This window comes from [Pseudomonas] carboxydohydrogena (genome assembly GCF_029030725.1).
GTDB classification, from domain to species: Bacteria; Pseudomonadota; Alphaproteobacteria; order Rhizobiales; family Xanthobacteraceae; genus Afipia; species Afipia carboxydohydrogena.
In genome coordinates this window covers 1,130,878-1,153,145 of the sequence record NZ_CP113162.1, presented here as the reverse complement: position 1 = coordinate 1,153,145, position 22,268 = coordinate 1,130,878, and the positions used below count along the sequence as shown (strand labels likewise).

The 22,268-nt window shown below is 64.9% G+C and carries 20 protein-coding genes; 7 read left to right on the top strand and 13 right to left on the bottom strand.

Annotated elements, in window-relative coordinates; all coding sequences use genetic code 11:
* Positions 1 to 3 precede the first annotated feature (3 nt).
* The 4 genes from AFIC_RS05550 to AFIC_RS05535 all read right to left on the bottom strand — a co-directional run bounded on the left by AFIC_RS05550 (position 4) and on the right by AFIC_RS05535 (position 3,002).
* On the bottom strand, positions 4 to 531 hold the full coding sequence (locus AFIC_RS05550) for an arsenate reductase ArsC (protein ID WP_275248152.1): 528 nt from the start codon (positions 529 to 531) through the stop codon (positions 4 to 6).
* Between the two features lie 7 nt (positions 532 to 538).
* The gene (locus tag AFIC_RS05545) at positions 539 to 904 is read right to left on the bottom strand and encodes an ArsR/SmtB family transcription factor (protein WP_275248151.1); all 366 of its coding nucleotides are present in this window, start codon (positions 902 to 904) and stop codon (positions 539 to 541) included.
* A 103-nt stretch (positions 905 to 1,007) separates the two neighbouring features.
* Positions 1,008 to 1,508: a peptide-methionine (R)-S-oxide reductase MsrB gene (gene msrB, locus AFIC_RS05540; RefSeq protein WP_275248150.1), complete on the bottom strand. Its 501-nt coding sequence runs from the start codon at positions 1,506 to 1,508 to the stop codon at positions 1,008 to 1,010.
* 87 nt (positions 1,509 to 1,595) lie between these two features.
* Entirely contained in the window at positions 1,596 to 3,002 is a 1,407-nt protein-coding gene (locus AFIC_RS05535; RefSeq protein WP_275248149.1) for an NAD(P)/FAD-dependent oxidoreductase, read from the bottom strand.
* An 82-nt stretch (positions 3,003 to 3,084) separates the two neighbouring features.
* Between AFIC_RS05535 and AFIC_RS05530 the strand changes: the two genes are divergently transcribed.
* Entirely contained in the window at positions 3,085 to 3,615 is a 531-nt protein-coding gene (locus tag AFIC_RS05530) for a SixA phosphatase family protein (protein ID WP_275248148.1), read from the top strand.
* A 71-nt stretch (positions 3,616 to 3,686) separates the two neighbouring features.
* Positions 3,687 to 4,118: a hypothetical protein gene (locus AFIC_RS05525; RefSeq protein WP_275248147.1), complete on the top strand. Its 432-nt coding sequence runs from the start codon at positions 3,687 to 3,689 to the stop codon at positions 4,116 to 4,118.
* Positions 4,119 to 4,161: 43 nt separating this feature from the next.
* Here AFIC_RS05525 and AFIC_RS05520 read toward each other — a convergent pair whose 3' ends face one another.
* Positions 4,162 to 4,668, bottom strand: coding sequence for a YciE/YciF ferroxidase family protein (locus tag AFIC_RS05520; protein WP_275248146.1), 507 nt, complete (start codon positions 4,666 to 4,668; stop codon positions 4,162 to 4,164).
* Positions 4,669 to 5,020: 352 nt separating this feature from the next.
* Between AFIC_RS05520 and AFIC_RS05515 the strand changes: the two genes are divergently transcribed.
* Together AFIC_RS05515 and AFIC_RS05510 are read left to right on the top strand one after the other, a co-directional pair.
* Complete coding sequence (locus tag AFIC_RS05515; RefSeq protein ID WP_275248145.1) at positions 5,021 to 6,073, top strand: lysylphosphatidylglycerol synthase transmembrane domain-containing protein; 1,053 nt, start codon at positions 5,021 to 5,023, stop codon at positions 6,071 to 6,073.
* A 39-nt stretch (positions 6,074 to 6,112) separates the two neighbouring features.
* Entirely contained in the window at positions 6,113 to 8,104 is a 1,992-nt protein-coding gene (locus tag AFIC_RS05510) for an SGNH/GDSL hydrolase family protein (protein WP_275248144.1), read from the top strand.
* A gap of 91 nt (positions 8,105 to 8,195) precedes the next feature.
* Here the strand turns inward: AFIC_RS05510 and AFIC_RS05505 are convergent, their stop codons facing one another.
* The 3 genes from AFIC_RS05505 to AFIC_RS05495 all read right to left on the bottom strand — a co-directional run bounded on the left by AFIC_RS05505 (position 8,196) and on the right by AFIC_RS05495 (position 10,186).
* Complete coding sequence (locus AFIC_RS05505) at positions 8,196 to 9,224, bottom strand: NAD(P)/FAD-dependent oxidoreductase (RefSeq protein WP_275248143.1); 1,029 nt, start codon at positions 9,222 to 9,224, stop codon at positions 8,196 to 8,198.
* A 173-nt stretch (positions 9,225 to 9,397) separates the two neighbouring features.
* Entirely contained in the window at positions 9,398 to 9,718 is a 321-nt protein-coding gene (locus tag AFIC_RS05500) for a 2Fe-2S iron-sulfur cluster-binding protein (protein WP_009337011.1), read from the bottom strand.
* Positions 9,719 to 9,805: 87 nt separating this feature from the next.
* Entirely contained in the window at positions 9,806 to 10,186 is a 381-nt protein-coding gene (locus tag AFIC_RS05495) for an Hpt domain-containing protein (RefSeq protein WP_275248142.1), read from the bottom strand.
* A 352-nt stretch (positions 10,187 to 10,538) separates the two neighbouring features.
* Here AFIC_RS05495 and AFIC_RS05490 point away from each other — a divergent pair, with 352 nt between their 5' ends.
* A complete protein-coding gene (locus tag AFIC_RS05490; RefSeq protein WP_275248141.1) occupies positions 10,539 to 14,849 on the top strand; it encodes an apolipoprotein A-IV repeat region-like domain-containing protein in 4,311 nt (1,436 codons plus the stop codon).
* 64 nt (positions 14,850 to 14,913) lie between these two features.
* Here the strand turns inward: AFIC_RS05490 and glk are convergent, their stop codons facing one another.
* From glk to AFIC_RS05470, 4 genes are read right to left on the bottom strand one after another with little or no spacing between them, the layout of a single operon-like run.
* Positions 14,914 to 15,894: a glucokinase gene (gene glk / locus AFIC_RS05485; protein WP_275248140.1), complete on the bottom strand. Its 981-nt coding sequence runs from the start codon at positions 15,892 to 15,894 to the stop codon at positions 14,914 to 14,916.
* Positions 15,891 to 16,760, bottom strand: coding sequence for an MlaD family protein (locus tag AFIC_RS05480; RefSeq protein WP_275248139.1), 870 nt, complete (start codon positions 16,758 to 16,760; stop codon positions 15,891 to 15,893). Before AFIC_RS05480 ends, glk begins: the two co-directional genes overlap by 4 nt.
* 15 nt (positions 16,761 to 16,775) lie before the next feature.
* Entirely contained in the window at positions 16,776 to 17,546 is a 771-nt protein-coding gene (locus AFIC_RS05475; RefSeq protein ID WP_275248138.1) for an ABC transporter ATP-binding protein, read from the bottom strand.
* A 3-nt stretch (positions 17,547 to 17,549) separates the two neighbouring features.
* Complete coding sequence (locus AFIC_RS05470; protein ID WP_275248137.1) at positions 17,550 to 18,686, bottom strand: ABC transporter permease; 1,137 nt, start codon at positions 18,684 to 18,686, stop codon at positions 17,550 to 17,552.
* A 131-nt stretch (positions 18,687 to 18,817) separates the two neighbouring features.
* Here AFIC_RS05470 and dgcA point away from each other — a divergent pair, with 131 nt between their 5' ends.
* Both dgcA and AFIC_RS05460 read left to right on the top strand, forming a co-directional pair.
* Positions 18,818 to 19,804 (top strand): N-acetyl-D-Glu racemase DgcA, encoded by a 987-nt coding sequence (dgcA, locus tag AFIC_RS05465; RefSeq protein WP_275248136.1) that lies wholly within the window; start codon positions 18,818 to 18,820, stop codon positions 19,802 to 19,804.
* A gap of 153 nt (positions 19,805 to 19,957) precedes the next feature.
* The gene (locus AFIC_RS05460) at positions 19,958 to 21,244 is read left to right on the top strand and encodes a hypothetical protein (RefSeq protein WP_275248135.1); all 1,287 of its coding nucleotides are present in this window, start codon (positions 19,958 to 19,960) and stop codon (positions 21,242 to 21,244) included.
* Here AFIC_RS05460 and AFIC_RS05455 read toward each other — a convergent pair.
* Positions 21,241 to 22,233 carry a threonine ammonia-lyase gene (locus AFIC_RS05455; protein WP_275248134.1) on the bottom strand — a complete coding sequence of 331 codons (993 nt, stop codon included), beginning with the start codon at positions 22,231 to 22,233 and terminating at the stop codon, positions 21,241 to 21,243. The two genes, AFIC_RS05460 and AFIC_RS05455, sit on opposite strands and share 4 nt — an antisense overlap.
* Positions 22,234 to 22,268: the final 35 nt, after the last annotated feature.

Sequence of the window (22,268 nt, the reverse complement as noted above, 5' to 3'; positions counted from 1 at the left end):
GATTCAGGCCACATCGTTTTGGCGCGACGTGCCGCCCTCGATTTTTCCAATGTCGTTCAGCCTCGTCTTGAGCGACAATTTGTCGATGCTCGCAAGAGGCAGGCTGATAAACGCCTCGATCCGCTTCTTCATGAAGCCGAACGCCGCAACGAACGCCGCGCGTCTTGCGAACTCGGTCCCGGCTACCTTTGCGGGGTCTTCTATGCCCCAGTGCGCCGTTGCCGGCTGGCCCGGCCAAACGGGGCAAGCCTCACCGGCGGCGTTGTCGCAAACGGTGAAAATAAAATCCATCACCGGAGCGTCAGGCTGCGCGAACTCCAGCCACGTCTTCGAGCGAAGCCCCTCGGCAGGGTAGCCGAAATTCTCCAACGTCTGAATCGCAAGCGGATTGACGCGCCCGTTCGGGGTGCTCCCGGCCGAGAACGCCCGGAATCGTCCCTGCCCGTCCTTTCTCAAGATCGATTCGGCGAGGATGGAGCGGGCGCTGTTGCCGGTGCAGAGAAACAGGACGTTATAAATCCGATCGGTCATGGGAGCCTCACACACGTTCTTTTCGCCGGGTCTTTTTACTGACGGGCACGCAGCGCGCGCTGGCCTGCACGGGGTCGCAGATTTCGGGATGACCGCCGCAGCAATCCTTCATCAGAAAGGAGATCAGGCCGCGAAGCGTCTCGAAATTCGCGGAATAGATGATGGAGCGGGCTTCCCGCCGCGAACTCACAAGACCTGCGTGTTCGAGATCTTTCAGATGAAACGATACATTGGATGCGGCGGCACCTGCGCTTTCGGCAATCGAGCCTGCCGCCATGCCCAGCGGCCCGGCCTTAACGAGCATGCGGACGATCGCAAGACGCGTGTCTTGCGCGAGCGCACCGAACGCGGAGATCGCTTGATGCTGATCCATTGATGATCCTATATTTCAATAATTATTGAAATATATGAGTACAGCAGATACCCGGGCTTTGCAAGCCTGCTTCCGCAGCGCCCTTGCCAGAGCGATCAGTCGCCTAGGACGCCGAGGGCGTGGCCGGTTTGAAAGTCAGCGCGAGGCCGTCCATGCAATAGCGCAGGCCGGTCGGCTTGGGGCCATCATTGAAAACGTGACCGAGATGCCCGCCGCAGCGGCTGCAATGCACCGCCGTGCGCACCATGAAGTAGCTGCGGTCGGAGGTGGTGCCGATGGCGTTCGGCAGGTGGTCATAGAAACTCGGCCAGCCGGTGCCGCTCTCGAACTTGGTTTCAGAAGCATACAACGCCTGATCGCAACCGGCGCAGGCGAACGTGCCTTTGCGATGCTCATTGTTCAAAGGGCTGGAATAAGCCGGCTCCGTGCCCTGCTCGCGCAGGATATGGTATTGCGCGGGCGTGAGCTGGCGCTTCCATTCCTCCGGGGTCTTTTCGACCGCGAATTTTCCGGACGCCTTTTCCGCCCGGGCCTTGCCCGCAAATGAAAACCAGCCCGCCGCGAGCCCCGCTGCCGTGGACAAAAGAACACGCCGGTCGATCATGGCCATACCTCCGTAAGTGCGCCGTTTGTTCAAGGTACGAACCGGCGGACCCGGCGTTACCTCGCGCCTGCACATTATCTGCTCCGGCTAGTGCCGGTCCGACCCGAAGTCCTGCGACACCCGCTCGGTGCGCGCCAGCACCGCCGCGATCCGCGCGCTGCGGCGCTCCTCGCGCAGCCGTTCGCGCGCCACGGCCCGTTCCCGCCAGCGCGCCAGAAGGCCAGCGGCGGCGGAACGCCCGCGCGACAATCCATCGGCGAACTGGCCGACCACCCGGCCCGCATTGCCGCCCGCCCAGACCAGTTCGAACGGGGAAAACAGCCGCCAGCGGTCGTCACCCTCCGCCATGCCCGCCGCGACCAGGCGGCCCGCCATCGCGCTGGTGTTCAGCCCCTGACGGCCGAAGCCGCTCGCGACCCACAGGCCCGGCCGCATCTCCCCGATCTGCGGCATGCCGTGCACGGTCTGGCCGAACGCGCTCGAGAACACGCGCTCGATCCTCGCCTGCGCAAGCTGCGGAAACACCGTCGCGATGCGGCGGCGGATCAGGCGGCCGAACCGCTCCGGCTTGCCGCGCCACGTCGTCTCCGGGCTCGACCACAACAGGCGGTCGCCATCGACGACGCGGAAATGATCGATGCCGTCATCGTCGAGCACCGAACCGCGATAGGCGATCGCCTCGTTGAGAAGATCGCCGAGCGGTTCGGTCACCGCCGCGTAGCGCCACAGCGGCATCAGGGTGGATGCAAGCCGCAGCGCCGGCGTGCCGATGTGAATGTTGCCCGCCAGCACGACATGCCCGGCGCGCAGCCTGGCCGAAGGCGTGACGATGCGCTTGCGGATGCCCGCGGAATCGATGCTGACCACCGGCGTGTTCTCGAAGATGCGCACCCCCGCATCTTCCGCGAGCGCCGCAAGCGCGCGCAGATAGCGCGCGCCGTCGATCTGGAAGGCTTTCGGAAAATGCAGCGCGTGGAAATAGCGGCGCGTCCGCAGCTCCGTGCGCACGCGCTCGATCTGCCAGCCCTCGACCTCGGTGCCGAACTCCCCGCCGATGGTTTGCAGCCAGCCGATCAGCCGCTCGCCGACATCGGTCGTGGAGACCTCCAGCGCACCGGGCGTCATCGCGATGTCCGGCACGGAGGTGGCGATGGTGTCGCGGATGTAGCCGCCGCCCTCTTCCGCCAGTTTCCACAAGTCGCGGGCATGCCCGATGCCGACCCGTGCGATCAGATCCTCGATCGGCACGCCATAGCCCGGCAGCACCGAGCCGAGATTGTGGCCGGAGGCGGCCCAGCCGATCTGATGGCCTTCCAGCACCACGACGCTCATGCCGCGCCGCGCCGCTTCCCGCGCCGCCGTCAGCCCCGCGAAGCCGCCGCCGACGACGCAGACATCGGTATCGAGATCGAGCGACAATGCCGCGCGCGGCTCCGCCGCAGGCAAATCGCCCCAAAGGACGTGGACAGGTGTCTCGGAGGAAGGAATTGTCATTGGATTTATTTAGTGGCGGACGCCATGCTTGTCACGATGGGCCCTCACCAGACAACACCCATTATCTGCCCCCGGGAGACCAATGCGTCATTTAATCCTGCTGCGCCATGCCAAGACCGAACGAGATTCCGCGAGCGGCGAGGACTACGACCGCCGCCTCGACGAGCGCGGACAGATCGACAGCGCGCTGACCGGCGCATGGCTTTCCAGCCAACCGGTGACGCCGGAGCTTGCGCTGGTGTCTTCCGCCGTCCGCGCGCGCGAGACATGGGACATCGTCGCGCCGCACCTTCCCGGCTGCCGCGCCGAATTTCAGGATGCACTCTATCTTTCCAATCCGATGCAAATCTTCAAGGCGATCCGCCGCGCCCCGGATTCCGTCACCACGCTGCTCGTACTCGGCCACAACCCCGGCCTGCATGAACTCGCATGGAACCTGATCGGCGAAGCGCCCACCGCCGAACATACGGCCCTCGGCCAGAACCTGCCGACCTGCGGCGCCGTGGTGTTCGATTGCCCGATTTCCGCGTGGTCGAATCTCGCATTGCAGACCAACACGCTGCGGAAATTCATGACCCCCAAACAACTCAAGGCCGACAGCGACGCGCCCTAGGCGGAAAGCCGCGCGCGCTTGCCTGTCCGCGAGCGCCATCCTACAACCGCGCAAACGGAACGATCCACGTCATGCCCGGCACGCCCTATTTCTCTCCCCGCCTCATTCTCGGCGCCGCCGCGATGTTCGGCATGCTGCTGGCGCTCGGCATCCATATTCTCGGCCAGCGTTTCGGGCTCGATCTCGGCGATCTGTGGGGCACACCCAACGGCATCATTCCCGCAACCGCCGCCATCGCCTGGTGGCTGATCGCGGCGGTGGCCTTTGTCGGCGGATACGTCACGGCGTCGCTGCTGTTCAGCGCCGCATCCGGCCATCTGCCGCGCCGCCTGCAACATGCGTTGATCGCGGGCGGGTTGCTGCTTCTGATCGCGGCCGGACAGGCCGCTTCCGGGCCAAGCCCGGTGCCGACGCTACACGGCTTCTATAATGGCATCGTCGCGCTGATGCTCGGCGCCGCGATGGCGTTCGCCGGCGCGCATTTCGCGCTGGCCCGGCATTAAAAACGCCACGCGATGTCTCGCGTGGCGTTTTTTTTGAAAAGCCTCAGCTCGCGGCCTTCAGATTGATCCTGGACTCGGCGAGAGAGGTGAGCTTCCTGTCCACCGCATGCTCCTCGTCCAGCGTCTTTTGCAGAACCGACGCGCAATCGTCACGGCCAAGCTGCTTGGCCCATGCGACCAGCGTGCCGTAACGGGTCATCTCGTAATGCTCCGCCGCCTGTGCCGCATTGATGAGCGCGGCATCGAGCACTTCCTTGTCGGCCACCTCGCCCGACACCTCGTCGGCTTCCTTGATGATGCCGTCGATCGCCGGGCACTTGACGGCCTTCGCCTCGACGCCGTGCATCTTGAACACCTGCTCCAGCCGCGTCACATGGCCCTTGGTTTCTTCCAGATGCGACAGGAAGCCCTGCTTGAGCTGCGGATTGGTCGCCTTGTCGGCCAGCTTCGGAATCGCCTTCACGAGTTGTTTCTCGGCGTAATAAATATCCTCGAGCTGATGCACGAACAGATCGTTGAGTGTCTTGATGTCCTTGCTGAACAGTCCCATCGTCGGCTCCTTCGATTGAGGTCGGCGACGGTGCCTTGGCGCCGCCGCCGGGTGTGAACTGTTCGCTCAACGGTAGCCGCGGCAGCAGGTTTCTGACAGAACAGGCTTTTTTATGCGGCCACGACAGGTCGCGGTTTGGGCGTAATTGAGCCGTTTTTGTCACCGATATGTCGCAGACCACGATGATCCGCCGAAGTCCCCGCCCGCCTGTTGCGTCATGTTGTCCGTTAAGGCTTGCTATGCAAAGCCAAAATGGCCTGTTTTTCCGATTGATGATTTGCCATATGAGTATCCGGCTTAGCCGTTTGCGTTCGTGTCCCCCAATCGGCTCATGACGGTCGCCGGAGGATGAATGCAAGGTTTGCTTAGCGCGTCACGGGGCGTGTTCGACAAATGGATCGGATGGAAACGGCTCGGCATTCTCGCCAGCCTGACCATCGTCACCATTGCCGTCCTGCATCTCGTCAAGACGCTGAAAGGCATCGATACCTCGGCGGTTCTGGCGGCCCTGGAAGACAAATCCTTCCACCACATCGCCCTCGCCGCGCTGTGCGTGTTCGGCGCGTTCTGCACGCTGACCTTCTACGACCTGTTCGCGTTGCGCACGCTGGGCAAATTCCATGTGCCCTACCGCATCGCGGCGCTGTCGAGCTTCACCAGCTACACCATCGGCCACAACATCGGCGCCACCGTCTTTACCGGCGGCGCGATCCGCTTCCGCATTTATTCGGACTGGAATCTGACCGCCATCGACGTCGCCAAGATCTGCTTTATTTCCGGCCTGACGTTCTGGCTGGGCAACACCTTCGTGCTCGGAATCGGCCTGATCTGGCATCCCGCAGCCGCCGAATCCATCGTGCTGCTGCCGCAACTGGTCAATCAGTTGATCGGCGCCGGCCTGATCGTGGGCATCGCCGCCTATCTGTGCTGGCTCGCGGTTGGCCGCAACCGCCGCGAACTCGGCAGGGACGGCTGGAAAGTCGTACTGCCCTCGGCTCCGCTGACGCTGGTGCAGATCCTGATCGGCGTCATCGATCTCGGTTTCTGCGCGCTGGCGATGTACCTGCTGCTTCCGAACAATCCGCCGATCGACTTCATGTCGATGGCGGTGGTGTTCATTCTCGCCACCCTGCTCGGTTTCGCGAGCCACGCGCCGGGAAGTCTCGGCGTGTTCGATGCCGCGATGCTGGTCGGACTGAACCAGTTCGGCCATGAGCAGCTTCTGGCCTCGCTTCTGATTTTCCGCATGCTTTATTTCTTCATTCCGTTCGCGATCGCCATCACCATCATGGGAACGCGCGAATTATGGCTCAGCGTCATCCTGCCGTGGCAGCACAAGCGTAAAACGCCGCCGATGAGCCCGGCGCCGGCGGTGGCGCCGCCGCCGCAGAACCGAAACGGCTGATGCGCATTGTCCTCCGACAATCCGCTGTGAAACAATCTCATGATCCGCCAGACCGCCGCCTTTCTTGCCCTTCTCCTCGCCCTGACCTCGTGGGCCGGTGACGCACGCGCGCAAGGCCCCGCCGCGCCGCCGCCTCCGTCCGCCGCCACATCCGCGCCGTCCGACAGCGGCATCCAGATTTCATGGGAAGTGCGCAACCGCTTCCGGCTGTTTCGCGAGGAGCGCGATTTCGCCCTTCAGGTCGAAGCCATGTCGTCCGGACGCAGCGTGCTCGCCGCCGAGGACGCGCTTGAAATCCAGAGCGACGGCCGCGGCTGGGCGCGCAACACGGTCGGCAGGCTCTGCATCGATTCTGCCGGACACGTCAGCAATCCCTGCACGCGCGACGGCGTGAAGGAGGACTATCTCGCGCCGGTGGATCACGCGGTAACGATTCGCCTCACCGGCGCGGTGCCGGTCGGCGCGGTGTGCGCATGGTCGTTCAACGACAATGAAGGCCCGCCGATCCAGACCACGCTCGACTGCTCCGAGCCGATCAATTTCCGTGTTCGCTCCGGCAAGACCACGATCGCCAGCGTCGATGTCTCCAGCGGCGGCAGCGATACGCCCTTGCACGATTCCACCCAGATCGCGGTGCGCGACATCCTGATCGCCGGTCTTGGCGATTCCATCGCATCCGGCGAGGGCAACCCGGATCGGCCGGTGGCGCTGGCCGACGACGGATTCTGTTTCCGCTCGTACCTCGAAGGCGGCTCGGCCGGCCAGTACTACCGGCCAAGCCGCAAGGGCTATAAAGGCGCGCGCGCCTGCGAGAGCGCGGCGGGTTCGAACGAACTGTTCGCCTGGCAGAAATTCGGCGCGCAATGGTTCAACGCCGCCTGCCACCGCTCGCTCTACAGCTATCAGACCCGCGCAGCCCTCGCGCTTGCCGTGCAGTACACCCATATCGCGGTCACCTATCTGCCGCTCGCCTGCTCGGGCGCGACGATCGACGAAGGGCTGCTCGGCTCATTGCGCGCGCGCGAATGCCTCATCACGAAGACATCGATGAACTGCGCGGGCACCGTCGGCTCGCAGGTAGCCGAACTGAAGGAGGCTCTTGCCGCCGCGCAGCGCCGCGAGCCCGGGCGCCAGCTCGATTTGGTCTTCCTGTCGGTCGGCGCCAATGACATCAACTTCTCGGGCCTCGTCGCCGATGTGATCGTGGACAGCGCCACCGAGCGCACGCTGTTCCAGCGCAGCGGCATGATCGGCAGCGTCGAGGATTCACGCAGCACGCTCGCGCACACGCTGCCGCAAAACTTCCAGCGGCTGCGCACCGCCCTGAAGCCGCTCGTCGGCGGCGACCTGTCGCGCGTGGTGTTCGTATCCTATGCGAATCCGACGCTGATGGGCGGCGCGCCATGCCCCGGCGGCCTCGCCGGTTTCGACATCCATCCCGCCTTCAACGCCGCACCCGAGCGCCTCGCCAAGACGTCGCAGTTCGTCGACAGCGAATTCCTGCCGCAGCTGAAGAACATCGTGCTGTGCACCGGCGGCACCATCTGCAACGGGCCGCGCGATGCGATGACGTTCATCGACCAGCATCAGGTCGCGTTCCAGAATCACGGCTTCTGCGCCCGCGCCACCACCGATCCCGCGTTCGATCAGCAGTGCTTTTCCGCCGAGGGCAAGAGTTTCAACGCCGACATCGTGACGGCGGCCTCCAGCCCGCTGACCTGCGGCCAGGGCGCAAGTAAATTCCGCGCTTACCTGCCGCGCGCGCGCTGGATCAGGGACGCGGACGACAGCTACTTCACCGCGATGACCTATCCGCTCGCCACGCGGACATCGAGCCAACCCACCGACATTCACGACGCGACATGGGGCGTGCTGTCGGCGGTTTATGGCGGCGCGATCCATCCCACCGCCGAAGGCCATGCCGCGATGGCGGATGCGGCGTGGCCCGCCGCCGCCGCGATCCTCGGCCTGCCGCCGCTGGAAGCCGACGTCACGCGCGAGCCCATCGAGCCGATCGAGCCAAAACAATAAATGCATGGGCGCGCGCGGATGCGCGTCATTGCCAGGCGGAAACCGTGACAAAAAACACAAGGCGTCATGCGCGGACTTGATCCGCGCAGCCTCAATTCACGCCGAGCTTCTTCTGCAAGCTCGAGGACGACGTGGTGTACTGGAACACGACGCGCTTTTCCGGGAATACGTAACGGCTGGCCTTCTGCGCCATCAGCGCGCCTTCATGGAAGCCGGAGAGAATGAGCTTCAGCTTGCCGGGATAGGTGTTGATGTCGCCGATGGCGAAGATGCCGGGGACGTTGGTTTCGAACGTCTCGGTACCGACCGGGATCAGATTGTTCTCAAGCGTCACGCCCCACTCCGCGACCGGACCGATCTTCATGGTGAGACCGAAGAACGGCAGGATCGTATCGCAGGAGATGGCCGACATCGCATTGTCGGCGCCCTTGATCTGCGCGCCCTTGAGCACGCCGTTCTCGCCTTCGAGCGCGGTGACCTGACCGATCTTGAGATCCATCTTGCCGTCCGCCACGAGCTTGCGCATCTGCTCGACGCTGTGCGGTGCGGCGCGGAAGTCGTCGCGGCGATGCAGCAGCGTGATGCGCCTGGCGAGCGGGTGAAGATTGAGCGTCCAGTCGAGCGCGGAATCGCCGCCGCCGACGATCAGCAACTCCTTGTCGCGGAACTGCTCCATCTTGCGCACGGCATAGAACACCGAGGTGCCTTCATAGGCTTCGATGCCCGGCACCGGCGGACGCTTGGGCTGGAACGAACCACCGCCCGCGGCGATGACGACGACCTTGGTCTCGAACACCTTGCCCGCATCGGTGGTGACGCGAAACAGGGGATCGCCGATCTTCTCGACGCTCTGGATCATCTCGTTGAGATGGAAGGTCGGATTGAACGGCTTGATCTGCTCCATCAGCGCCTCTGTGAGGCCCTGTCCCGTCACCATCGGAATGCCGGGAATGTCGTAGATCGGCTTCTCGGGATAAAGCTCGGCGCACTGGCCGCCGATCTTGTCGAGGATATCGACGACATGAGTCTTCATGTCGAGAAGGCCGAGTTCGAAAACCGCAAACAGTCCGCAGGGGCCTGCGCCGATGATCAACACATCGGTCTTGATCGCTTCGCTCATGATGGTGTTTCGTCGCCGTAAAATGGAATGGAAGCGGCCCGGGCCAAAATGGCGGCCGCTGTCGGCGTCTGTCTAGCCAAGGATCGCCGCCGGGGAAAGGGCTAAAATACCACCCCCAGCTATGCGGCTAACAGACTGTAGGAATAGAGAAATTCTAATCAGTCGGCGGCCGCTCAGGCCTGCCGCTCGGGCGTTCGCAGCACGAGACCGTCCAGTTCGTCGGTGACCTTGATCTGGCAGGACAGGCGCGAATTGGGACGCACGTCGTAACCGAAATCGAGCATGTCTTCCTCCATCGGCGAAGGCGGCCCGACCTTCTCCTGCCAGGCTTCGTCGACATAGACGTGGCAGGTGGCGCAGGCGCACGCTCCGCCGCATTCGGCATCGATGCCGGGAACGGCGTTGCGGATGGCGGCTTCCATCGCCGTCGCGCCGGCATCGACGTCAACAGTGCGGGTGGTGCCGGCGTGATCGATGAAGTTGATTTTGACCATGGATCTCTTGGATGCGGCAGTGAGTTCGCAGCAGTCTATAGCCGCTCCAACAGCGTCATACCAGCGTCAAGCCGCGGATTATCTGGATTAATTGCCGCCCGCGAGATGCGCGTCGATCGCCTCGAAAGCCTCGTCGACGCTGCCCTGAAGCTGCTTGAACACGGCCGCGAAGTCGCCGCGCGCGTCAAGTCCGCTTTCGAGCGCATAAGCCGCCTCGCCGACCTCGAAGGCACCGATCGCGCGCGCGGAGCCTTTCAGCGTATGCGCAAGCTCGGCGGCATTTTCAGGTCGCGGCGCGAGTTGCGCGAGCAGGTCGCGGGTCTGCGCCTTGAACATCTCCAGCACTTCGCGCTCGAGCCGCGCGTCGCCGAGCGTCATGCTGCGCAGATAGGACAAGTCGAGAGGCATTGGCGTCGGGACCAGCGGCGGCGAAGGCATCCAGGGAACCTGTTCGATCGAAAACTGCATCGCACCCTGCCCGCAGGACGGCCGGACCGCCAGCGAACACGGATTCGGTTAACGCAATCTTTCCAAACCGGCTCTGTCCCCAGCAACACGATTTCGCCACAATTTCAGACGGCCGCTAAAACAGCGGCTTTGAAAGGGATGGCGCGGGTCGTGTTAACGATGATTAAAATGTTCTTAACGCGGGCCATTTCATTCGATCCAATCAGCCAATAGGATGTTGGCGGAAATGGGGGACAAGCCACTATCCGCGGCAGTCATGGCCTGCGCGATGTGGCAAGGACGGGCTGGCGTGGCGGCACATGGCCGCGGCTCCCTTCCTTAAGTGCGTGAATAAACAAGGGCGTACCAGTAAATGGCGAAAAATTCGAAGGTCAAAGACCCAACTGAAGTCGCCCTCTCCGCGATTCAGGAAGCGCTGAACATCTCCGATCCATCGCATGCGGCCGACAACCCCTCGTCCCTGTCCAACGAACCTCTTCGCGCACCCGAAAACGATTTCGGCGACGCCCGTTTCGGCCGTCAGGCCGCCAATGACGACCGCGAAGCCATCGGCACGGTCCTGCAATCGCTTCAGCGCGGCCGCCCCCGCCGCAGCGCCTATACCTTCGCCGCCATTTTCTCCGGACTATGGATCGCCGCCGCGGGCTTCCTGATCGTCTCCTTCCTGCCCGCGCTCGAAGCCATGATCGGTTCGAACGGCGGCGCGCTGGCGCTGGTCGGCCTCGCCCTGGTCTTCGTCACGCCGCTGCTGCTGTTCTATTTCCTCGCCAGCGTGTCATCGCGCAGCCAGGAACTGAGCATGATCGCTCAGTCGATGGCGCAGATGGCCGTGCGCTTCTCCGAACCCGAGCATGTCGCCAGCGATGCCATGGTCACCGTCGGTCAGGCGATCCGCCGCGAAGTCGCGGCGATGGGCGACGGCGTCGAGCGCGCCATCGCGCGCGCGGGCGAACTCGAAGCCCTCGTCACCAACGAGGTTTCCGCGCTGGAACGCGCCTACAGCGACAACGAAGTCCGCATCCGCGCTTTGCTTCAGGACATCTCCACCCAGCGCGACAACCTCGTCGGTCAGGCCGAGCAGGTTCGCAACGCGATCTCGGGCGTGCAGATCGACCTGCGCCAGGACATCGCCATCATCAGCGACGCCATCGCCGCGCGCGTTGACGAGGTGACGAACAACATCACCCACATGCTGGAAGAACGCAGCGATCACATCACCGGCGCGTTCGCCGCCGCCGGCGACAACATGATCATCGCGCTCGGCGAGCGCGGCGGCGACCTGCTCGACCGCCTCGAGGAAGCCAGCAACCAGACCGCCAACGCGGTCATGGAGGCGAGCGAACAGCTCACCGCCAACCTCAATTTCAAGACCAGCCATATCCACGACGAATTCGCCGAACTCGCCGACAACATCCATGAACTGCTCAACGACCGCGTCGAGCGCATCACCGGGGACTTCGAACAGCGCGCCAACGCCATCGTCGATGGCATCACGATGCGCACCGAGCAGGTTCACGACACCCTCAAGAATTCCGGCGACTCGCTGTTGAACGAGATGGACCTGCGCTCCATCGACCTCGCCGCGAAGGTGGACGAAGCCAGCACCCGCCTTGCGGACCACATTCTCACCAGCAGCGACAAGGTCAGCGAATCGCTCGACGTCACCATCAACACGCTGGTCGCCAAGGTCGCGAGCCAGACCGAAAGCTCGCACGAAGCCCTCTCCTCCCACATCGCCTCGTTCGAGACGCTGATGCGCGAACAGGGTGGCGAGCTGGCCGAGAAATTCGCCCGCGACAGCGGCACGCTCGGCGCGCTCATCACGCGTCACGTCGCGGAATTCGACCGCACCGTGAAGACCTATGGCGGCGAAATCGTCGAGCGCATGGGCAACCACACCCAGAACATCGCTGACAATCTGAAAAACTACGTCGACACCTTCGACACCCGCGTTACCTCGCACGGCGCGCAGATCCGCGACAACCTCGACGAGCGTCTCGGCGTCTTCCAGAACGCCCTCGATTCCCGCGTCACCACGCTGGAAGTGTCGCTCGACACCACGATCAAGTCGTTCGACAACACCATCGACCAGCGCCTCTCCGCGCTCGAAAACTCCTTCGACAGGCGCGCCGAAGCCGTCACCCAGACCATCGACGCGCAGAGCACGGCGCTCGCCGATACCCTCTCCACCCGCTTCGGCGAGATGCAGCAGGGCATCGAGAACCACGCTGGTTCGGTCGCCTCCGATATCGAGGCCCGCGTCGTCCGTTTCGAGAACCTGCTCGACATCCGTGTCGAATCCGCCGCCAGCCGCGTCGAGGCGAGCGGACAGAAGGCCAGCGAGGCCCTGATTTCGCGCACCGAGGAAATCACGCAGAGCATCAAGGCCCGCGTCGAGGATTCGGAGCGCTCGTTGGCCAACCTCGCCGTGGAAACCAGCGAGGCTATCCAGAGCGGTGCGCGCAACGCCCAGCAGTCGCTGCTCGCCTTGTCCGGCGAAGTCGGCTCGCAATTGCGCGCCACCACGACCGAGATGGAGCGCACCATCCAGACGAGTGCGCGCGAGAGCGAGAGCACCCTCTTTCTCGCTTCCAACAACGCCAGCGCCCAGATCAAGTCGGCTTCAGCCGAGATCGAGCGCACCATCGCCACCGGCACCGAAAACTTCGGCCAGTCCCTCAACAACAAGGTCGAGGAAATCACCGGCGGCGTCCGCGAGCAGACCGACCGCATCGCAGCCATCCTCGATGAAAAGCGCGCTCCGCTCGCCGATGTCATCGCCGCCAAGACCGAACAGCTCGCGGCCATCCTCGGCGACAAGAGCGGGCAGCTTGCGACGACCCTCGCCGACAGAAGCAGCCAGCTCAGCCTGATGATCGACGGCAAGAGCGCGCAGCTTGTCGAGGCGCTCGGCACCAAGACCCACGAGTTCGCCCATACGATCAGCGGCGCGACCACCAGCGCGCTCAAGGCGATCGAGACCCAGAGCGGCGACTTCACCGTGCAACTGATGAATCAGAGCTCGGACATCTCGCGCCAGATCACCGCCGCGAGCGAACTGGCCACCGGCTCCGTCAGCAAGGCGCTGAAGGATGTCGAGACCAGCACCCGCGCCGCGATCGACCAGTCGCGCCAGGTCGCGACCGCCGCCGTCACCGAAATGCAGGAGACCAGCAAGATCCTGCGCACCGATACCGTCGCGCTGTTCGAGCGGCTGCGTGAAGGCAATATCCTGTTGCAGGAAGTGCTCACCGGCGCTCACGAAAACCTCAACTCGCTTGAGCGCGCGCTCGTCACCCGCGTGGCCGATTTCGTCACCGCGCTCAACGATGTCACCAGCCGCAACAGCGCCTCGACCAGCGCGCTGGAAGAGCAGTTGCGCACCTTCAACGAATCCACCACGGGCGCGTTGCAGGGCCTCAGCAGCCTCTCGACCCAGTTCGAGAGCCATGGCCGCATGCTCTCCGAGGCCGTCCGCACGGTCGAGCAGAGCAACGAACGGACCACCCAGTCCGTCGCCGAGCGTCAGGGTCTCCTGGAGCAGCTCACCACCACCATCGACACCCGCACCCTCGACCTCGACGAGCGCCTCAGCCGCTTCGTCAGCCTGCTTGAGGAATCGCTCAACGCCGCCGAACTGCGCGCGCGCGACATCGCCCGCGTCGTCGCCGAAAGCGCCGGGGCAAGCTCCTCCGCGGTGGGCCGCCAGTTCGAGGCCGTGCGCATGGCCGTCGAGGACGAGCGCCGCCAGACGCTCGAAGCGATGGGCGAGATTTACGATCGCGGCACCCAGGATGCAGCCAGCATGTTCGCGGAAGCATCCGACAAGTTCGGCAACATCGTCCATTCGATGAAGCAGATGGCCGCCGAACTGCATCAGGAACTCGACGCCACCCGCGCCGATCTGCGCCGCGGCGTGCTGGAATTGCCGCAGGAGGCATCCGAGAGCACCGCGCAGATGCGCAAGGTCATTGTCGACCAGATCGAAGCCCTGGCCGAACTCAACCGCATCGTCGCCCGCCATGGCCGCGGCCTCGACGTTGCATCGACGACGCGCCAGCGCGAGGAAGAACCGGCGATGGCGGTGGCCAGCAGCCGCGCCGCCGCGCCCGCCTCGCGCGGCCGCGACTATGGCAATGGCAGCGCCTCCAGCCTGCCGCCGCCGGATCTCGGCGCGCCGAACGGCCGCCGCACCGAAGCGCCGTCCGTCAGCCCGGCAGGCTCCGATCAGGCGCGCGATGGCTGGCTCTCGGACCTCCTCAACCGTACCGACGCCACTGTCAGCGAACGCGGCCGCTCCTCTCAGCCGGCCCGCGCCCCGAGCGGCAATCCGCTGGACGCCCTGTCGCTCGACATCTCGCGTCTGGTGGATCGCGATCTCGCCGCCGAGATGTGGGACCGTTACCAGCGCGGCGAGCGCAAGGCCTTCAACAAGCGCCTTTATACGCCCGCGGGCCAGAAGGCGTTCGACGAGGTCGCCCGCAAGTATCGCGCCGACCGCGCCTTCAAGCAGACCGTGGACCGTTACATCAACGAGTTCGAGCGGCTGCTGGATGACGTATCGCGTGACGAACGCGGCCCGACCGTGCTGCGCGGCCATCTGACCTCGGAGACCGGGCTGGTCTACACCCTGCTCGCCCACGCCGCGGGCCGCCTCGGCTGACAGCCGCGCGAACGAATGAAATAAAAAAAGCGGAAGCCTCAGGCTTCCGCTTTTTTATTTTGTTTCAGGCATCCGTCTCGATCGGCACGTTCGCAAGCCCGAGCAGCGCCGGGGATTCTTCCAGGATCAAAGGCGTGGGAACGGTCCGCAGCCAGTCGCGGAAGCGGCCCTTGCTCTCGAACCGCGCACGGAAACCGGAGGCCGCGAAAGCCTCCTTGAAGCGCAGCAGGATGCCGCCCGCGATATAGATGCCGCCGGTCGCACCGAGCGTCAGCGCCAGATCGCCCGCGACGGTGCCGAGCATCTCGCAGAAATGCCCGAACGCCTTCATGCAAACCGGGTCGGTGCCGCGCATGGCGTGGTCGGTGACATCGGCGGGCGTCAGCGGCGCGGCCGCCACGCCGTCGATCTCGCACAGCGCCTGATAGAGATTGACGAGACCCGCGCCCGACAACACGCGCTCGGCGGATACATGGCCGAACCGCTTGCGGAGGATGACGAGAATGCGGTCTTCCATCGCATCTGACGGCGGCAGGCTGACATGCCCGCCCTCTCCCGGAATGAGCGTCCAGCGCTCGCCGTTCGGCACCAGCGCGCCGACGCCGAGGCCGGTGCCGGGACCGATCACGCCGACCGGCCCGTTCAGGCCCGGCAGATCGGGCCCGATGGCAAAGCAATCGGCCTTCGGCAAATGGGGAATGGACGAGGCCGCCGCCGCGAAATCGTTGAGCACGCGGAAGACTTTCAGGCCAAGCCGCTGCTTCATGTCGGTCGCCGAGAACGACCAGGCAAGATTGGTCATCCTGATCTCGTCGCCGCGCACCGGCCCCGCGACATCGATCACCGCCGTCGATGGCTTCAAACCCGGCGGCAGCGCCGCGAGATAATCCTGCATCGCCTCGAACAGCGAGTTGTATTTGCCGACATCGCTGCGCTGCTCATGGCTGTACGCGCCATGCTGCGCCAGCGCGAAGCGGGCATGGGTGCCGCCGATGTCTCCGATGACCCGCAGGTCATCCAGTCCCGCGCGCGCCGTGACGTTCATCGCGCCGGTGGACGATGCGGCCGGGCCGGCGATGGAGCCGGTTGCGCTTGCGCAGGCGCCGCGCGGTTGTCGGTGGTGCTGGCGCCGAACAGCACGCGGGTCGGATTGCGGTCGAAATTATTCACCGCGCGGCTGATGTCGCCGAGCGTACGGCGGCTGTCGGAAATCAGCGCCCGCCCGTCCGCCGTCAGCACCGCCGTCCGCTTGTCGAGGTTGTCCGCCAGTTCGCGGAACGAGCGCGCGGCCTTCTGCAACTCGCCGCCCTCGCCGTCCTTGCCGCCCATCAGCGAATCCACGCCGACCATGATGCTGTCGATGCGGCTGGAATTGTCGGCCAGCGCCTTGGAGAAGGTCTTCAGGTTCTCCATGCTGTCATGCAGCGCTGCCTGATTGTCGGTCACGAGTTTGTTGACGTTCTGCAACGTCGCCCGCACCGCCTCGCCGATATCCATGATCGCATTCGGATCGGCCGTCAGCGTCGGCACGCCGTCATCGGCCACCGGAATGCCACCCGCCTCCAGCGAACCCCCCTTCAGCGACACCGCCGACACGCCGGTGAGGCCCGCGAACTCCAGCCCGACCAGAGTGTCGGAACGGATCGGCGCGCTCTTGTCGACCGAGGCGATCACCACCACGCGCTTCGGATCGTCGAGCTTGATCGAGGTGACCTCGCCGATCTTGATGCCGTTGAAATTGACGTTGCCGCCGGTGCGCAGACCCGAGGCCGCGCCCTCGAAGATGATGCGGATGGGCGAGCGCTGCGCCACCGCGCCGAGGTTCTGAAACCAGAACACGAAGCCGAACGCCGCCGCGATCACGGCCAGCGTGAAGGCACCGATCAGAAGATAGTTCGCCCGCGTTTCCATTACCCAAACTCCGGTCTACGCAACAACGGCACGCGCACGCTTGCCATGAAAATATTCCCGCAACCACGGATGCTGCGACGCCAGCATGTCGTCCATGGTGCCGACGAGCAGCACTTTCCTGTCGCCGAGCACGGCGATCCGGTTGCATGCGGTTTTCAGGCTGTCGAGGTCATGCGTTACCATGAAAACGGTCAGCCCCAAAGCACGCTGCAAGGTCATGACGAGTTCGTCGAAATCGCCGGCGCTGATCGGATCGAGGCCCGAGGTCGGCTCGTCAAGGAACACGATCTCCGGATCGAGCGCGAGCGCACGCGCCAGCGCTACGCGCTTGATCATGCCGCCCGAAAGCTCCGACGGATAAAGGTCGGCGGTTTCCGGCCTCAATCCGACCATGGTGAGCTTCGCCACCACGATCTCGTCGAGCAGCCGGTCCGACACCTTCATGAATTCGCGGACCGGGAACTGGATGTTCTGGCGCACCGTCAGCGAGGAGAACAGCGCGCCCTGCTGGAACAGCACGCCCCAGCGGCGCTCGACGGCGCTGCGGGTCTTGTCGTCGGCCTCGTTCATGTTGACGCCGAACACCTCGATGGTGCCCGAGCGCTTCGGCATCAGGCCGAGAATGGTGCGCGTCAGCACCGACTTGCCGGCACCTGAGGGGCCGACGAAGCCGAGGATTTCGCCGCGCTTCACGTCGAGGCTGAGCCTGTCGAGGATCAGCCTTTCGCCGAACCCGACCGTGAGGTCGCGCACCCGGATGATCGCGTCGTTCGCCGCATTCGCCATCGCTCAGACTCCGATCGAGGCGAAGAAGATGGCGAACAGGCCATCGACGACGATGACAAAGAAAATCGACTTCACCACCGAGGCCGTGGTGTGCTTGCCGAGCGATTCCGCGCTGCCCTGCACCGCCGCGCCCTCGACGCAGGCGATGATGCCGATAATCAGCGCCATGAACGGCGCCTTCACGAGGCCGACGGTGAAATGGTTGATCGAGATCGCCTCGCGCAGCCGCGACAGGAAAGCGTCCGGCTGCACGCCGCCGTAAATCCACGCGGTGAGACCGCCGCCGTAAAGCGCCGCCATCGCGCCGAGGAACGCCAGGATCGGCATCGCGATCACCAGCGCGAGGATGCGCGGCAGGATCAGCACCTCGGTCGGATCGAACCCCATCGTGCGTAGCGCATCGACCTCCTCGCGCATCCGCATCGAGCCGAGTTCGGCGGTGTAGGCGCTGCCCGAACGGCCCGCCACCATGATCGCGACCAGCAGCACGCCGATCTCGCGCAGCACCAGCACGCCGAGCATGTCGACCACGAACACGTCCGCGCCGAACTTGCGGAACTGGAAAATGCCCTGCTGGGCGATGATGCAGCCGATCAGAAAGGTGATGAGCACCACGATCGGCACCGCGCGCCAGCACACCTGCTCAAGTTGATGGACAGTCGACGTCAGGCGAAAGTGGCTCGGATGCAGAATCACACGCCAGAACGCATGAAGGATCGAACCCGTCATGTTGAGAAGACCGAGCAGCGTCTCGGCGACTCCGGCCACGGTGCGGCCAACCGCCTCGACCGCACGGATCGGACCGAACGGCACTCTCGCCGGCTCCGGCACGGCCTTCACGCGCTTCACTTCTTCAACAAGACTCGCGTAATCCGGCGACAGGCCCGCGATCATCGGCGCGGTATCGCCGCGCGTGAGACCACGGCGCAACCGCTCGATCAGCCATGCGCCGAACGTATCCATCCGCGAAATCTGCGAGACGTCGATGACGAGGCCCGCGCGGCTGCCGTCACGGGAGCGCTCGGTATGCTCCACCAGTTTCTCGAGCGCGGGCGCATGGTGCACTGTCCATTCCCCGGCCGCGCGCAACGCCACACCGGCGCCAAGCGGCGTCTGCTCGAGGGTTGGATTCCCGTTCACGAAAGGCTCCCGCATTTTTACGCCACACAACGCGAGCGTTCGGTTCCCGATCCGGCTTGTACGGAGAACTTCCTAAGAGCCATAATTGTGGCACAACGGCAAGCCCGTCATCAACCAAGCGTCACATTTCAATGATCCCTGTTCCCTTCCAGCTACAAGTCTACGTCGAGCGCTGGCCGATCGCGGGCCGTTTCTCCATCAGCCGCGGCAGCAAGACCGAAGCCGTCGTCGTCGTCGTCGAGATCAGCCGCAACGGCGTGACCGGACGCGGCGAGTGCGTGCCCTATCCACGCTACAACGAGACGCCGGAAGCCGCCGCCGATGCGATACATTCGGTCGGCCAGTGGACGACACTCACGCGCGAGACGCTGCGCGAGCGGATGCCGCCGGGTGCCGCACGCAACGCGCTCGACTGCGCGCTGTGGGATCTGGAAGCGAAGGAGGCGAAGCGGCGCGTCTGGGAGCTTGCGGGCCTTCCCGCGCCGCGCCCTCTCACCACCGCCTACACCATCTCGCTCGGCACGCCGGAGGAGATGGCGCAGGCCACATCGGCCGCCGCGCATCGTCCGCTCCTGAAGATCAAGCTCGGCGGCGAAGGCGACGAGGCGCGGATCGCTGCCGTGCGCCGCGCGGCACCTGACGCAGCCTTGATCGTGGATGCCAACGAGGCGTGGTCCGACGCCAACCTGCAACGCAACCTCGATGCCTGCGCCGAAGCGGGCGTCGCTTTGGTCGAGCAGCCGCTGCCTGCGGGGCAGGATGCCGCCCTTGAACGGATCTCACGGCCGATCCCGGTCTGCGCGGACGAGAGCGCGCACGCCACCGCTTCACTCATGGGACTGGCGGGCCGCTACGACGCGGTCAACATCAAGCTCGACAAGACCGGCGGCCTCACCGAGGCGCTGGCGATGCGCCGCGAGGCCGAACGGCTTGGGCTTAAAGTCATGGTCGGCTGCATGGTCGCGACCTCGCTGGCGATGGCCCCGGCCCTGATCGCGGCGCAGCAAGCTTTCATCGTCGATCTCGACGGCCCGCTGCTGCTGGCCAGGGACCGCGAGCCTGCCCTGCACTATGAAGGCTCGACCGTCCACCCGCCGGAAGCGGCCCTGTGGGGGTAGTGCGAAAATAAGTCGGTCGATAACTCAGTCTGGCCAATTGCCCGCCTCATTCAAATCAGATTCGATGCACCTGTCCGATCTGGAACCGTTTCCCCGCGAGCTGGTGTCATCGCTTGGATTTATCACTTGCGCGGGCGAGTGTGAGTAACGTCCATGGCTGAAGAAGCCTTTGCATTGTCGCCCATCTCGGCGAGCGCTGCGGTCCCCACCGAAGCCGATTATCACGCTATCCGCGAAGCCTTCATGGAAACCGCGCGCGGACGCTGGTTCCTGACCGAATACGCCAAGCGCAACCGCAACGCCGATACCGCCATGGTGCTGGAAGCCGTGGCGCGGATCGAGCAAAGCATTGGTGCGGCGCATCACGAGGCCGCAACTTCGGCCCCTTCAGAAGCCCTGCTGGAAACAACGCTCGAGAAGGCAAGGACGGCGATCCGCGAGCAGTTCACCGAAACCGGATTCGACCATACGCTGCTGCCGTGGCGCAAAAGCGCCCGGATCATTCGCGAGATCATCTGGGGCTTGCGGGAATCCGGGGCGGACCCGCGTATCTGCAACATCCTCGACGGACAGGTTCGCGCCATCGAGGCGGCCTGCGACGACTTCCCTCTGGAGGCCATCCGCGACCGGATGCTGGCGGCCCTCGACACCGCAGTTTCGCAGGACCGTGACGCAGCCCCGGCGACAGCCGAGAGCGCAGGCAGCCCTCACGCATCCGAAATCATGGCTGAGTCAGCGCCTGCCCCTGCTCAAGTTCTCCAGCCTGAACCGCAGCCTGAGGTCGCCGTTACAGAGCCTGTTATTGCAAAACCTGCCGCTGTGGAGCCTCCCCTTGTGGAAACGGCCGTTGCGGAAGCCGTGACCGCGAAGATCGAGGCCGCGATGGAAGCCATCGCGCCCGAGGCCCCTGCACCTGAAATCCCCGCGCCCGAAGTCGCCTCTCTTGAAGACGTTGCTTCGATCCCCGAGGCCCTTCTGGAGGCCGCCGTCGAAGCTGCGCCTGCCGCACCGTTTGCAGAACTGCCGCAACCCGAGCCGGCTCCGGCGCAAGACGAGCCTGCTCCCGTGGCCGCCGCGCCGCGCTCGATCATGACGGCTTCGGCTTCGCAACCGGCCCCTCAGCCAATGGCCGAGCCCGTGCCTGCCGAAGTCCCGGCCGTGGCGACGGCGGCGAGCCTGCCGCATGTCGCTTCAGCCACCGAACCCGCGCCCGAAAGCACGGTGGCGGCCGAAGCGGAAGGCGGCGGCTCCGAAGATCTCTGGGCCGACATCGAAGCCGAGATCGCTCCGCTGCCGCCCTTCGACCCGGTGCATGAGGCATCCCTTGGTGCCAGCCTGATCGCACAGGGTGTCGTGACGCGGCCGTCCAACGGCCGGGCGGACCTGCTTGCGCCAATCCGTCGCATGAGCCACGCCGAGCGGATCGCGTTTTTCAGCTAACCCGCGTTCTCGCGAATGGCATCGGCATAAAGCCCGGCGTCGACATTGCCGCCGGACAGGACGATCACAACGGTCTTGCCCCGCGCGTCCATCCGCCCCGCCAGCAGCGCCGCCAGCGCCACGCTGCCGCCCGGCTCGGCCACGAGCTTCAGTTCGCGAAACGCAAACGCCATCGCCTGCGTGACCTCGGCATCCGTCGCCGTGACGCCGCCAGCGCCAAGCCGATGGTTGATCGCGAATGTCAGTACGCCCGGCTCGGGCGCCATCAGGGCGTCGCAGAAGGTGCGGTTCTGCGCGTGATGCCGCTGGCGCTGCCCGCCCGCGAACGAGCGCGCATGATCGTCGTATCCCTCCGGCTCGGCCGTGAGGAATTTCGCCTGCGGAAAGTGATGATGGATCGCCAGTGCAACGCCCGCCATCAGCCCGCCGCCGGACGCCGGTGCGGACACGATGTCGGGGGCAACACCGAGCGCCCGCAGATCCTCGGCGATCTCGAGGCCCGCCGTGCCCTGCCCCGCGATGACGCGCGGATCGTCGAACGGCGGCACCAGCGTCGCTCCGCTTTCGGAGGCGATCTGCTGCGCGATCTCCTCGCGGCTCTCGCGGTCGCGGTCGTACAGCACCACGCGCGCGCCGTAGCTTCTGGTCTTCTCGCGCTTGAACGCGGGCGCGTCCGCCGGCATCACGATGGTCGCGGGCAAGCCCAGCAACTGTGCCGCCGCCGCGACGCCCTGCGCATGATTGCCGGACGAGAACGCCACCACGCCCTTCCCGCGATCCGCCTGCGGAATCAGCGACAACCGGTTATAGGCGCCGCGAAACTTGAACGAGCCGGTCCGTTGCAGCACTTCCGGCTTGATGAAGACGCGCGCGCCGGTCTGCGCATCGAGCGCGGGCGAATTGAACAGGCGGGTTCTGACGGCGACCGGCGCAAGCGTCCGTGCGGCGGCCTCGATGTCGGCATAAACGGGCAAGGAAGGATCGGTCATGCTCCCGTCTTATCGCGGCGGGCCATGGCCGATCA